General features: G+C 35.1%; 7 protein-coding genes. All 7 read left to right on the top strand.

The annotated features are described in order from the left end of the window. Positions 1–11 precede the first annotated feature (11 nt). The 7 genes from OD917_RS05805 (at position 12) to OD917_RS05775 (ending at position 14034) form a co-directional block, all read left to right on the top strand. Positions 12–1496 (top strand): alpha-L-fucosidase, encoded by a 1485-nt coding sequence (locus OD917_RS05805; protein ID WP_263522605.1) that lies wholly within the window; start codon positions 12–14, stop codon positions 1494–1496. A 35-nt stretch (positions 1497–1531) separates the two neighbouring features. Continuing rightward, positions 1532–3751: a GH92 family glycosyl hydrolase gene (locus OD917_RS05800; protein ID WP_411970320.1), complete on the top strand. Its 2220-nt coding sequence runs from the start codon at positions 1532–1534 to the stop codon at positions 3749–3751. A gap of 12 nt (positions 3752–3763) precedes the next feature. Further along, positions 3764–6424, top strand: a complete 2661-nt coding sequence (locus OD917_RS05795) for a glycoside hydrolase family 3 protein (protein ID WP_263522604.1) — start codon at positions 3764–3766, stop codon at positions 6422–6424. A 262-nt stretch (positions 6425–6686) separates the two neighbouring features. Beyond that, positions 6687–9773, top strand: a complete 3087-nt coding sequence (locus tag OD917_RS05790) for a SusC/RagA family TonB-linked outer membrane protein (protein ID WP_263522603.1) — start codon at positions 6687–6689, stop codon at positions 9771–9773. Positions 9774–9790: 17 nt separating this feature from the next. Beyond that, positions 9791–11377 carry a SusD/RagB family nutrient-binding outer membrane lipoprotein gene (locus OD917_RS05785; RefSeq protein ID WP_263522602.1) on the top strand — a complete coding sequence of 529 codons (1587 nt, stop codon included), beginning with the start codon at positions 9791–9793 and terminating at the stop codon, positions 11375–11377. Between the two features lie 179 nt (positions 11378–11556). Next, on the top strand, positions 11557–12888 hold the full coding sequence (locus OD917_RS05780) for a sugar MFS transporter (RefSeq protein ID WP_263522601.1): 1332 nt from the start codon (positions 11557–11559) through the stop codon (positions 12886–12888). A 93-nt stretch (positions 12889–12981) separates the two neighbouring features. Beyond that, positions 12982–14034 (top strand): sialidase family protein, encoded by a 1053-nt coding sequence (locus OD917_RS05775; protein WP_263522600.1) that lies wholly within the window; start codon positions 12982–12984, stop codon positions 14032–14034. Positions 14035–14108 lie beyond the last annotated feature (74 nt).

Below are 14108 nucleotides of genomic sequence, written 5' to 3'. Positions count from 1 at the left end.
TTAGATTAAAGATGAAAAAAGGAATATTCATAATCGCCCTTTTATTTTCAGCTCAGATATTCGCTCAGGCGATTTATGAAGATGAAAGATACGTACCAGAAACAGATCCGTTAGTTTTAAAAAACTTAGACGAATGGCAAGGCAAAAAATTTGGTTTGCTAATGCACTGGGGAACTTACAGCCAGTGGGGTATTGTAGAATCTTGGTCTATCTGCCCTGAAGATTACGGATGGTGTGAACGTAAAAAAGGAAGTAATCCATCTAATTATAATGATTATATCAAAGATTACGAAGGTTTAAGAAAAACTTTTAATCCTGTAAAATTTGATCCTGCAAAATGGGCTAAAGCCGCTAAATATGCGGGAATGAAATACATGGTTTTTACCACCAAACACCATGACGGTTTCAATATGTATGATACGAAATATTCTGATTACAAGATTACTAGTAAAGATGTTCCTTTTCATACAAATCCAAAAGCAGATGTTTTAAAAGAAATTTTCAACTCTTTTAGAGGCGAAGGTATTTCAACTGGAGCTTATTTCTCTAAACCAGACTGGCATAACGAAAACTATTGGGATCCTTATTTTCCTCCTTTCGATAGAAACGTAAACTATGATCCGTCATTATATCCTGAAAAATGGCAGAAATATGTTGATTTCACTCACAACCAAATCTTAGAAATTCTTTCTAACTACGGTAAAGTTGATATTTTATGGTTAGATGGAGGATGGGTAAGAAAAAGAGACCAAGTGAACATCAAAGAAAACTACGATGAGAAATTTACTGAAAACGAATCTAAAAACGGTTTCATCAAACATAGAGTAGTTGATCAAGATCCTAAAATGGATGAATTGGTTGTTAAAGCGCGTCAAAAACAACCAGGTTTAATTGTGGTTGATAGAGCAGTTCACGGTAAAAACCAAAACTACTTAACTCCAGAAGGACGTGTTCCTGCTAAAACATTGCCTTATCCTTGGGAATCTTGTATCCCTGCAGGCGGTGGATGGTCTTATTCTCCGGGTGCTCAATACATGAGTGGACGTCAAGGGATTCATTTATTGATTGATATTGTTGCGAAAGGCGGAAACTTATTATTAAACGTTGCTCCAAGTCCTGAAGGAGAATGGGATAAAGGTGCTTACGATTTATTGCAAGCTTACGGAGATTGGATGAAAGTAAACAGCACAGCGATTTACAACACAAAACCAATCGAACCTTACAAGGAAGAAAACATCTGTTTTACACAAAACAAAGCAGGAAATGTATTTGCATTTTATTTAGCTAAAGAAGGAGAAGATAAAATTCCTGCTGAAGTTGCAGTAAAATCTATCAGTCCTAAAAAAGGAACAAAAATCACAATGCTAGGTTCTAAAACTTCTTTAAAATGGACAAAAGAAGGAAACGGATTTAAAGTAATTATTCCAGAAAGCTTAAGAAATAATCTTCCTGCAAAAGAAGCTTGGACTTTAAAAATCGAAGCTATAAACAGATAAGAATGAAGCCTATGCTTTTAAATATTAAAAATAAAATGAAGACAGCATGTATTTTATACATGCTGTTTTTTAGCATCACTATTTTTGCACAAGAACCTGCAGATTTTGTTAATCCGTTTATAGGTACTTCCAATTATGGCGCTGCTTATCCGGGACCAATAGCACCACGTGGTATGGCAAGTATTAGTCCGTTTAATGTGGCTGGAGTGAAAAACACTCCAATGGAAAAAGATAGTCAATGGCTTTCTAATCCGTATGTAAATGAAAATACGTTTTTGACAGGTTTTAGCCAAGTGAATTTAAGCGGAGTCGGCTGTCCAGAATTAGGCGTTATTTTATTAATGCCGACAACTGGAAATGTAGAAATCGATCATTTAAAATATGGTTCGACTTATTCTAATGAAGTTGCCAAAGCAGCATATTACAGCGTAAACATCGATAAGTATAAAGTAAAAGGCGAATTTACTGCTTCAAAACGAGTGGGAGTTAGCAGATTCACTTTCCCGAAAGGGCAATCTAATATTTTGCTAAATCTTGGTTTAGGATTAACAAACGAAGAAGGCGCAATGATAAAAGTCGTTTCTTCTACAGAAATTGAAGGAATGCGTTCTGTTGGATCATTCTGTTACAATAGTCCAGAAGATGCTTATCCAGTTTATTTTGTGGCTCAATTTTCTAAACCTGCCTATAAATTTGGAGTTTGGAAAAAAACTGCAAAATACAACGGTGTAGAAGCACAATGGATGGGCTACAATGGAAAAGCCAGAATGATGGATAATACAATCAAAACTGTTGTAGGGGATAGTATTGGAAGTTATTTTACCTATAAATTCGATAAACAAGAAACGGTTGAAGTGAAGATTGGAATTTCGTACGTAAGTATCGAAAATGCGCGTGAAAATTTAGCAAAAGAGGTTGGTAACAGATCTTTTGATGCAATTTACAAAGAAACCTACAATGAATGGAACGAAGAATTGTCTAAAATTTTGGTTGAAGGTGGTACAAAAGATGAAAACACGATTTTCTACACAGCTTTGTATCACACTTTAATTCATCCAAATACTTTAAATGATATTAACGGACAATATCCCGTAATCAAAAGAAGTAAAATTGCTAAAACCGATGACACCCGTTATACCGTATTTTCTTTATGGGATACTTACCGAAATGTACATCCATTGATGTCTTTGGTGTATCCGAAACAGCAATCTGATATGGTGAAAAGTATGTTGGATATGTTCGATGAAAACGGCTGGTTACCAAAATGGGAGCTAAATTCGACTGAAACTTTTACTATGGTTGGAGACCCTGCAAGTATCGTAATTACAGATACTTATATGAGAGGAATTCGTGATTATGATGTTAATAAAGCCTATTATGCGATGTTGAAAGGCGCAGATAATATTGAAAATAATCCGCTTCGTCCTGGATTGAAAGATTATATCAAAAAAGGATATTTGACAACCGATAACAAAGGCCCAGTTTCAACAACTCAGGAATACAATATTTCAGATTATTCTATTTCGCTTATGGCCAACGAATTCGGTGACAAAGACAATGTAAAACGTTTTAAAGAACGTTCATTATCCTACAGAAAACTATTTGATAAAAACTTAAATCTGCTTCGCCCAAGAACGCCAGACGGAAAATGGTACGAGCCATTTGATCCTGCTTCTGGAGCTAATTTTGAAGAGAACGTTGGTTTTATCGAAGGAAATGCGTGGCAATACGCTTTTATGGTTCCTCACGACATTATCGGATTGAAGAAATTAATGGGAGGTGATCAAGCGTTTTCGGCTCAATTGCAGAAAATCTTCGATACCAAACAATTTGATATGGCAAATGAGCCAGATATTGCCAATCCGTATTTGTTTAATTATGTGAAAGGCGAAGAATACAAAGCTCAGGACATGGTAAAGAAATTGGTTCACGAATATTTCAAAAATGAACCAAAAGGATTACCAGGTAATGACGATACAGGAACAATGTCGGCTTGGTTAGTGTATTCGATGATGGGAATTTATCCAATATCGCCGGGAGATCCAATTTACACTATTACAGCGCCAATGTTTCATAGAGTGACGATTAAATTAGACCCAAGATATTATAAAAAAGAAAGCATTGTAATTGAAAGACAAATCAATAATGGTGGGAAAATCAATTCGATTGAGCTAAACGGAAAAACACTTAACAGCTTCTTTATTTCGCACGATGATTTTGTGAATGGAACAAAGCTTAAAGTGATTCAAAACTAAACACACACAACTATGTTACAATTAAGAATGAAGAAAACGGCCATTATTTTTGTAATGGCTGTTGGTTTTTTAAACCAAACTTACGCCCAGAAAAAGTATCTGTATCAAGATGCGAAAGCGCCTGTTGAAGACAGAGTAAAAGACTTGTTAAGCCATATGACACTTGAAGAAAAAGTACGTCAGATGGATATGTATAGAGGAGATTTTTTTAAAGATAAAGAAGATTTTGCAAAATCTAAATCGGCAGAAAAAATTGGAAAATTAGGAATTGGAGCGATTCATGATCTTTATCCGCGTTCGGCGAAAATGATTAATGATTTGCAAACCAATGTAATAAAAGGAAACCGCTGGGGAATTCCAGCGCTTATTATGTGTGAAATGCTTCACGGATATTTAGATGAAGGAAGTACAGCATTTCCGATGAACATTGGTCTTGGAGCAACTTGGGATGTTGCGACGATGGATAAAGTTGGAAAAGTAATTGGTATGGAAGCCAGAGCACATGGAGTTCACTTTGGTTTTGGACCAAACTTAGATTTAGGACGCGAGCCAAGATGGGGACGTGTTGCTGAAACTTTTGGTGAAGATGCTTTTTTGAATAGCGAAATTGGTTTGGCTTTCATTAAAGGAATGCAAGGAGACGATTTAAAATCGGATCGCTCTATTATTGCAGAACCAAAACACTTTGCCGTTCACGGTATTCCGCAAGCGGGAGGAAATTCTTCTCCTATTTTGGTTGGAGAACGTTCTGCAAGAGAAGATCATTTGCCTTCTTTCCAAAAAGCATTTACAAAAGGTGGTGCTTTAGGAACTATGTGTGCATATTCTGAATTAGACGGAATTCCATGTGCAGCAAATCATTGGTTATTAACTGATGTTTTGAGAAACGAATGGGGTTTTAAAGGATTGGTAGTTTCAGATTTAGGTGCAATTAAATATATTCAGACAACTCACAAAGTTGCTGATTCGCCAAAAGATGCCATTAGAGAAGCGGTTTCAGCTGGTGTTGATATGCAATTCTATGATTTTTCAAACGAATTCTGGCAAAACACTGTTATTGAATTGGTAAATGAAAAGAAATTGACAATGGAAAACATTGACCGTGCAGCGGGAGCAGTTTTGCGTTTGAAATTCTTATTAGGATTATTTGAAAATCCGTACACAGATAAAAATCTAATTAAAGAGCGTTTTCATACTCCAGAAAATCAAGCTGTTGCTTTAGAAGCGGCTCAAAAATCGATGGTTTTATTGAAAAATGACAATAATATTTTGCCTTTAAGCAAAAACTTGAAAAATATTGCGGTTATCGGACCAAATGCAAATGCTTCAAGGTTGGGAGGTTATGCTCCAAAAAACAGTGTCGGAATGACAGTTTATGAAGGCGTTAAAGAATTGGTTGGCAAAACAGCTAATGTGGTTTATGAAGAAGGGGTTCCGTTAATCGTAAAAGGACAAATTATTCCATCTAAATATTTATTTACTCCAGACGAATCTCAAAACGGATTAAAAGGAGAATATTTCAATAACAGAAATTTAGAGGGAACTCCAGCATTAACTCGTATTGACAGTCAGTTAGAGTTTGATTGGCCTTGGGCGCCTGGAGATGGTGTTAACGTAGATGATTTTTCTATCAGATGGACAGGATTCTTAAAATCAGATCAAGCACTTGATGGCTGGTTAGGTTTAAGTTCAGATGACGGAATCAGAATGTATATCGATGACCAATTGGTAATTGACAACTGGACAAAAGGGGCGACAAGTATGGTGACGGTTCCAAAAAACATCGAAAAAGGTAAAAAATACAAAGTCCGCATTGAAATGTGGGAAGGAGGCTGGGGAGCCAGAGCTCATTTCCGTTGGAATTTAGAAAAAGTAAACTTACAGCCGGCAATCGATGCAGCTAAAAAAGCAGATGTTGCAATTGTAGTTTTAGGAGAATCAAACGAATTGGTTGAAGAAAATAGAGATGTGGCTTCTTTAGACTTATTTGGAATTCAACAACAATTAATCGAAGAAATTCAAAAAACTGGTACTCCTGTTGTTTGTGTGTTATTGAACGGTCGTCCGCTTTCTACAAACTGGATTGCTGAAAATATTCCTGCAGTTTTAGAAGGATGGTTTCCTGGAGAATTAGGAGGTAGAGCAGTAGCTGACGTTTTATTTGGAGATTACAATCCAGGAGGAAGATTGCCAATTACAGTTCCAAAATCAGTAGGACAGTTACCTATATATTATAACCAAAAGCCATCTGCGATTCATAAATATGTAGCAGAAAGCGAACATCCTTTATATACATTCGGTTACGGATTAAGTTATACGAAGTTTGAATATTCAAATTTAAAGATTAGTTCAAAAGAAATTAAACCAAACGGAGAACTTAAAGTTTCTGTTGATGTGAAAAACGTTGGAAATCTTGATGGAGATGAAGTTGTACAATTATATATAAATGATGTTTACAGTTCTGTTACGACTCCTGAAAAAACTTTAAGAGGTTTCAAAAGATTAAATATCAAAAAAGGTGAAACTAAAAATGTTGAATTTACACTTACTAAGGATGAGCTAGGCCTTTATAATAGGGAGATGAAGTATGTTGTCGAGCCTGGAGACTTCGAAGTTATGGTGGGTGGGAACTCTACTGATTTGCAAAAAACGACATTCAAGGTTTCTAACTAAAAAACGTTAAACACAGAATAATTTTGAACGTTTTTTAGTTAAAAAAAAGAATACAATTAAAAAAGGCCAAAATCTATTAGATTAATAGATTTTGGCCTTTAAAATAAGGCAGAGTTTGATTACAAATGAAAACGTTTTCTTTCAATAATTGGCGAAACTTTCACCAACACCTTTTGAAAATTGTCATTTGTCGAAATAATGATTCGTTAACAAATTGTATTCTTAAATTTAACATGTTATTAACTCTAAAAAAACAACTAATATGATTAAAAACGTACTAAAATTACTGTTGGTCATCTGCCTTTTTGGGTTTCAAAGCCTACAAGCACAGACTACAGTAAAAGGAACGATAACAGATGCTGTTAGCGGAATTCCGATTCCTGGAGCAAATATTATTGTTAAAGGAACTAAAACGAGTGCTTCATCAGATTTTGATGGTAAATACAGCATTAACGTTCCAGGTCAATCAGCAGTTTTGGTTTTCACTTATGTGGGATCTGCTACAAAAGAAGTTGCTGTTGGATCACAAACTACAATTAACGTATCTTTAGGTGCAGACACGCAGCAGTTAGGAGAGGTAGTAGTTACTGCTCTTGGTATTAAGAGAGAGAAAAAAGCTATTACTTATTCTGCACAAAACGTTTCAGTAGACGAACTTTCTGAAGCAAGATCATTAAACGTTGCCAACTCTCTTTCTGGTAAAGTTGCGGGTCTTAACTTCTCTACTACTTCTAATGGTGTTGGATCTTCTTCTAGAATTACTTTAAGAGGTAACAGATCTCTTAATGGAAACAACCAACCTCTTTATGTTGTAGATGGTGTGCCAATTAGTAACGGAACAACAACAACTAATCCTGATATTGATACAGGAGGAACTACACAACCTGATGGTATCTCTAACATCAACCCAGAAGACATTGCGTCGATGACTGTTCTTAAAGGACCATCTGCAGCAGCTCTTTATGGATCTAGAGCATCAAATGGTGTAATCGTTATTACAACTAAATCTGGTAAAGCAGGAAAAACTTCAGTTTCGTTATCATCTAATTTCATGGCTTCTTCTGCTTATAATTTGATGAACTTACAAAACGAGTATGGTCAAGGTACAAATGGTGTTTATGTTGCAAATTCAACATCTAGCTGGGGAGGAAAATTAGACGGAAGCCAAGTGTCAGCATGGCAGCTAGTTCGTAACCCAAATTATGCTGGACCAGCTACACAAAGCTATTCTCCACAACCAAACAACGTTATTGATTTCTACAAAACAGGTTATAACTTAGCAAACACTTTAACTGTTACAGCTGGTAACGAAAAAGCACAAGGTTATTTCTCTTATACTAACACACGTGCTGAAGGTATAGTTGGAGGAAACCAAATGGACAGACACAATCTTAACTTAAGATTAACTAGCAAAATTTCGGATAAATTAACTTTAGATGCTAAAACAAACTACATCGTTCAAGATATCGATAACTTATTAAGAACTGGTGAAGAGTCTATCGGAACATCTGCTTATTTATTACCTCGTAGTATCGCTTATAACGATTACAAAGATTTCGAATATATCGATGCTGCAGGACAAAGACAAGTAAACTATTTCGTTGATGAAACTGGATCTCCAGGAGGAAACCCATTTTGGTCTGCCTTAAGAGATGATGCTCGTACAGATAAAAGAAATAGATTTATTGGTTTAGCTTCTCTTAAATATGAGTTTACAAAAACTTTAAGCTTGCAAGGTAGAGTTGGTTTAGACCAAATGACTAACAAAAACGTAAGAAACAGATATGCTACTAATGCATTTAATAGTAATATGGGATCTTACAGCGAATCTTACGAAACAGTAAGTGAGTTAAACGTAGATGCTTTACTTGCGTACAGCGAAAAATTTGGAGATTTCTCTATTGGTCTTAATGGAGGTGTGAGTTCATTACAACAAAATAGTTCATCTTTAACTTCTGGTGGTGTTTTAAGTAAAAGAAACTTCTTCGCATTATCTAACGTAGCGACAGTTCAATCTACTTCTACAGCTTCAGAAAAAAGAATTAACTCTGTTTACGGATTTGGACAAATTGGTTTCAGAAACTACTTATTCTTAGATTTAACAGCTAGAAATGACTGGTCTTCTACTTTACCAAATGACTATTTCTACCCATCTTTCGGACTTTCAGCAGTTATCTCTGATATGGTAACATTACCCGAAGCAATTAGTTTTGCAAAATTAAGAGCTTCTTATGCACAAGTTGGTAACGATACTGATCCTTATCAAACACAACAAAGATTCTCATACATCGGAGGTAACGGTGGTATGTTATACGGACAAAGTACAAAAGCTAATCCAAACTTGAAACCAGAGATTTCTTCTTCTTCTGAGTTTGGTGCTGATGTTAGATTTTTCAACAACCGTTTAGGTTTAGATTTCACATACTTTAAAACGCTAACTAACAACCAAATTTTCTACATCAACACTCCTGAATCTTCTGGATATTCTAGAGCTATCGTAAACGGTGGAGATATTGAAAATAAAGGTATGGAGTTCACGCTTACTGCAACTCCAATTCAAACACAAAACTTTACTTGGGATATTACAGCAAACTATGCTTCTTATAAATCAAAAGTAAAATCTATCTTTGAAGGAAGAGATGAATTAGTAATTGGTGAAGGACGTTTAGTTAGAAGTAAAGTTGTTCAAGGTGGTGAGTATGGTGATTTATACATTAAAGGTTTCCAAAGAAATGATGCTGGACAAATTTTAGTGAACAGCGCTGGTATTCCTTTAGCTACAAATGGTTTTGATGTTCGTGCAGGTAACTTTAACCCAGATTGGACTGCAGGTTTCAAAAACAACTTCAAGTATAAAGATTTCTCTTTAAGCTTCCTTGTTGATTTCAGAATTGGTGGTGAAGTTATTTCATATACTCAAGCTAGACAAGCTGGTTTAGGGGTAAGTGATATTACATTAGCTGGAAGAAATGGTGGAATCATTGTTGATGGTGTTGTTGATAACGGAAACGGAACTTACACTCAAAACACAACAAGTATTAATGCAGAGCAATACTGGACAGCAATCGGTCAAAGAACTCCAATTGCAGAACCATTTGTATACGATGCAACAAACATCAGATTAAGAGAGCTTGTATTTGGTTACTCAATGCCAAAACGTTTATTAGGTAACTCAGGATTTAGCAGTATTGACTTCTCATTAGTTGGTAGAAACTTATTCTTCTTCTTAAACAAAGCGAAGTATTTTGACCCAGAAGCTGGAGCAGGTACAGGAAACTTACAAGGGATAGAATCTTTCAACATTCCTTCAACAAGAGATTATGGAGTTAATGTTAAATTCGGATTTTAATTAAAAAAAGAGATATCATGAAATATAGTTTTAAAATAAAAACACTAGGAGTTGCTCTAGCAATGCTATCTACTTTTTCTAGTTGTACAAAAGATTTCGACGAAATAAATACAGATCCAAATTCTCTTACTGAGAGTCAATTAGATCCAACCCTTGCAGGACCAGCATTTGCATCTGCGCTTTATGCAGGTATCCACAACGGTTCTTATTCGTCTCCAGGTGTAGATGATCAAGGTACTTGGGGTATTGCAACAGGTATTTTGTCTTCAACTTTTATTCACTACTTAAACTGTGGATATGGAACTGAAAGAAATGCGTTCGTTAACGGATACGAAGGTAGAGGATGGACAAGATTTTATACAGTTGCTGCGCCAGCTTTAGCAAATGCTATTAAAGCTTCTGAAGGAAATGCTGAAGCATTAGCAGTTTTAAAAATCTGGAAAGTTTTCATGTACAACCAAATGGTTGATGCTTATGGACCAATCCCTTACACTGAAGCAGGTAATGGTAAAGATAAAGTTCCTTACGACAGTGTAGAATCTATCTATGAAGATTTCTTTAAATTATTAGACGAAGCAAATGCTACATTGTCTTCTACTTCAGCAACAACAGTTGCATCTCTTTCTCCAAATGATAGAGTTTATGCTGGAAGTGTTGATAAATGGAGAATCTTTGGAAATAGTATGAGATTACGTTTAGCTTTAAGAATTTCTGATAAAGATGCTGCTAAAGCAAAAACTCAAGCAGAAGCTGCTGTTGCTGCAGGAGTTATGCAAACAAATGATCAAAGTGCGTTTTTTAAAGCAAGTAACATTACTCCAAACAACTTAAACATGATTGTTAATAGTTGGGGTTATGTAATGACAGCTTCTATGGAAAGTATCTTAGTAGGATACAATGATCCACGTTTATCAAAATGGTTTGCCCCAATCGATACTGGAGTTTATAGAGGAAATCCTGTTGGAGGTTTAGAAGATCAATTTGGAACTACTAAATTCTCTGCTTTTAATAATGAAGTTTTAGGAAATGGCGCAGCTAATAACCTTAGCGAATCTAAAAATATTGAAATTTTTATGGCTTCTGAAAACTATTTAAGCAGAGCAGAAGGAGCTTTAAATGGATGGAATATGGGCGGAGATGCTAAAACTTTGTATGAAACAGGTATTAGATTATCTCTTGCGCAATGGAACATAACAGATGCAGCCACGGTTAATGCATATATCAATGGTGCGACATTACCAACATTACCAAACATTTTAACATTATATCCAACTTTAGATTTAAGAGATATCCCTGTTAAATTGCCAGTTGCATGGTCTGCATCTACTGCAGATCAAAGAACTCAAATCGCAGTTCAAAAATACTTAGCAATTTTCCCAGAATCTTGGGAAGCTTGGGCAGATTTACGTAGAAGTGATGCTAAAGTAATCTATCCAGTTTTAAATACTGATAATCCAGATGCTGGAGTTGGTAAATCTTTGATGAAAAGAATTATTTACACTACAAACGAGTACTCAGCAAACAAAGAAGCTGTTGAAGACGGAATTTCTAAATTAGGAGGTCCAGATTCAGGTGGAACTAGACTTTGGTGGGACACAAAATAATTAATTTGGTGAGTAATGATCGACACAATCCTTACTTAAAACGCAAAAGGAGAGGTAACTCTCCTTTTGTTTTATTACAATGTCAGTGTTTCTGACAACATTATGCTCTTTTAACTAAATGATGATTTTCTCCAATTCAATAAATCATCGAAACCACAAAACATTAAATAAAATAAAGAATGGTTAACGCAAATACCACTAACTCCTCACAAACCAAACCAACCTTAGTACCAATATTAATAATTGCAAGTCTATTTTTCATTTTTGGATTCGTAACCTGGATCAATGGCGCTTTGATTCCGTTTATGAAAACCATTAACGAATTGACCTCTGCACAATCACTATTAGTTGCTTCGGCATCTTATATTTCGTTTGTGGTTATGGCGCTTCCCGCATCTTATATTTTGGCTAAAATTGGCTATAAAAAAGGAATGTCTCTAGGATTATTCATCATGGGACTTGGAGCTTTAATTTTTATTCCCGCTGCCGAAGCTAGAACGTATTGGATGTTCTTAACTGGAATTTTTATTCAAGGAGCTGGAATGACTTTATTGCAAACCGCTTCAAATCCATATATTACTATTTTAGGACCAATTGAAAGTGCTGCAAAACGAATTTCTATTATGGGAATTTGTAATAAAATTGCAGGAGCTTTAGGTTCACTTATTTTCGGATCAATTTTATTATCTGGAATCGATGAAATTCAGGAAAAACTAAGTAAAGTTAGTGTTTTTGAAAAGAATATTTTACTGAATAATATGGCAGACAGCGTAGTAGTACCTTATATTTCTATGGCTGTCGTTTTGTTTATTTTGGGAATATTAATTCGTAAAGCACCGCTTCCAAATGTAGAAGCGGCACCAATTGAAGAAGCAAAAGAAGGACAAACAGCAAAAACGAGTATTTTTCAGTTTCCGCATCTTTGGCTTGGAGTATTAACGTTGTTTATGTACGTTGGAGTAGAAGTAATTGCTGGTGACACCATTATCGCTTACGGAATCGCTTTAGGATTTCCTGCTGCTGATGCTAAATTTTTCACCACATTTACTCTATTGGCAATGGTTGCAACTTACGCTTTGGGAGCATTTTTAATTCCGAAATACATTACACAAGCTTTAGCTTTAAGAGTTAGTGCAGTTTTAGGAATTATTTTGTCTTTCTGTATCGTATTTTCAACTGGATTTACATCTGTTTTATTTGTTGCTGGTTTAGGAATCGCAAATGCTTTGGTTTGGCCAGCAGTTTGGCCACTTACGCTAAATGGACTTGGAAAATTTACAAAAACTGGAGCGGCTCTTCTCGTAATGGCAATTTCAGGTGGAGCTGTTATTCCGCCACTGTATGGAAAATTTGTTGATGGTACAAAAGCAGATCTTATAGCACAAGGTATTAGCGAAGTAAATGCTACAGCAAGCGCTTCAACAAAAGGGTATTGGATTTTACTTCCATGCTACATCTTTATTTTATATTATGCAATTGCTGGACACAAAGTAGGCTTGAAGAATAGTTAGATTTAAGATGTTTTAGAAGCAAGAGACAAGATTTTTACTTTCTAAGTTTTTCTTTTTGCTTCTTTCATCTAAAAAAAAATAAAAAATAATAAAATGATATCAAAAACAAAATATACTGCAGTAGCTGTACTAGCAATTCTTCTTTTTTCGAATGGAATAAAAGCACAGACAAAAGCAGTAAATATTGAAAGCAGTTATATTGCAGATCCTCCAGTTACGACTAATAGTCACGCATCAACTTTGGTTGAATATAAACCAAATGAGATTTTAGCTGCTTGGTTTGGAGGAAAATACGAAGGCGCAAAAGATGTCGGAATTTATATTTCGGCTTATAAAGATAAAAAATGGTCTTCGCCTAAAAATTTAATTCAGCCTTTGATTAAAAATGGAGATACGCTTCCATGTTGGAATCCTGTTCTTTTTAAAAGCAAAAGTCAGAACTTATATTTATTTTATAAAATTGGCAAAAATCCTAGAGAATGGTTTGGCGCTATGATTGTATCAAAAGACAATGGAACAACTTGGGGAGAACAAAAATATCTTCCAGACGGAATTTTAGGGCCAATTCGTAACAAACCTATCGAAACAACTCCAGGTGTAATTTTATGTGGAAGCAGTACAGAAAGTGTAAACACAGACGAATGGCGCATACACGTAGAAGAATATACAGAAGCAACAGATTCTTGGAAGAAAATTGCGGTAGAAAACAATCAAAACTTAGATGTAATTCAGCCGACATTTTTAATTCATAGTTCAACTGATATCCAAATGTTGTCTCGAAGCAAACACAATAAAGTAGTTTCTAGCTGGTCTGGGGATAATGGAAAAAGTTGGATTCGTACGAATACCATAAATGTGGTCAATTCAAATTCTGGTATTGATGTTTTAACTGTCAACAATAAAATGTTTTTATTGGTAAATAATCCGCTGCCAATTGGAAAAGATTGGTTTAACGGACGAAACATTTTAGATGTTGAATATTCTAATGATGGCTTGAACTGGAAAAAACTATTTGATCTTGAAAAACAAGAAAAAGGAGAGTTCAGTTATCCAGCCATAATCCAGACAACAGACAAAAAAATACATGTTTTATATACTTATGATAGAAAATATATCAAACATACCTCTTTTGAACTTAGTCTATAATTTTCGGCAAAAAACAAAATATGCAAACTTTAAAAAACTTTCTTCTAGTTGTTTTATTTTTTAGTATTCAATCG

It is taken from the genome of Flavobacterium sp. SH_e (genome assembly GCF_025717045.1).
Taxonomy (GTDB): Bacteria; Bacteroidota; Bacteroidia; order Flavobacteriales; family Flavobacteriaceae; genus Flavobacterium.
This window is presented reverse-complemented; position numbering and strand designations above follow the sequence as displayed.

Coding starts and splice junctions, on each gene's coding strand:
- OD917_RS05805 (WP_263522605.1), top strand. CDS start 12: ATGAAAAAAGGAATATTCATAATCGCCCTTTTATTTTCAGCTCAGATA.
- OD917_RS05800 (WP_411970320.1), top strand. CDS start 1,532: ATGAAGACAGCATGTATTTTATACATGCTGTTTTTTAGCATCACTATT.
- OD917_RS05795 (WP_263522604.1), top strand. CDS start 3,764: ATGTTACAATTAAGAATGAAGAAAACGGCCATTATTTTTGTAATGGCT.
- OD917_RS05790 (WP_263522603.1), top strand. CDS start 6,687: ATGATTAAAAACGTACTAAAATTACTGTTGGTCATCTGCCTTTTTGGG.
- OD917_RS05785 (WP_263522602.1), top strand. CDS start 9,791: ATGAAATATAGTTTTAAAATAAAAACACTAGGAGTTGCTCTAGCAATG.
- OD917_RS05780 (WP_263522601.1), top strand. CDS start 11,557: ATGGTTAACGCAAATACCACTAACTCCTCACAAACCAAACCAACCTTA.
- OD917_RS05775 (WP_263522600.1), top strand. CDS start 12,982: ATGATATCAAAAACAAAATATACTGCAGTAGCTGTACTAGCAATTCTT.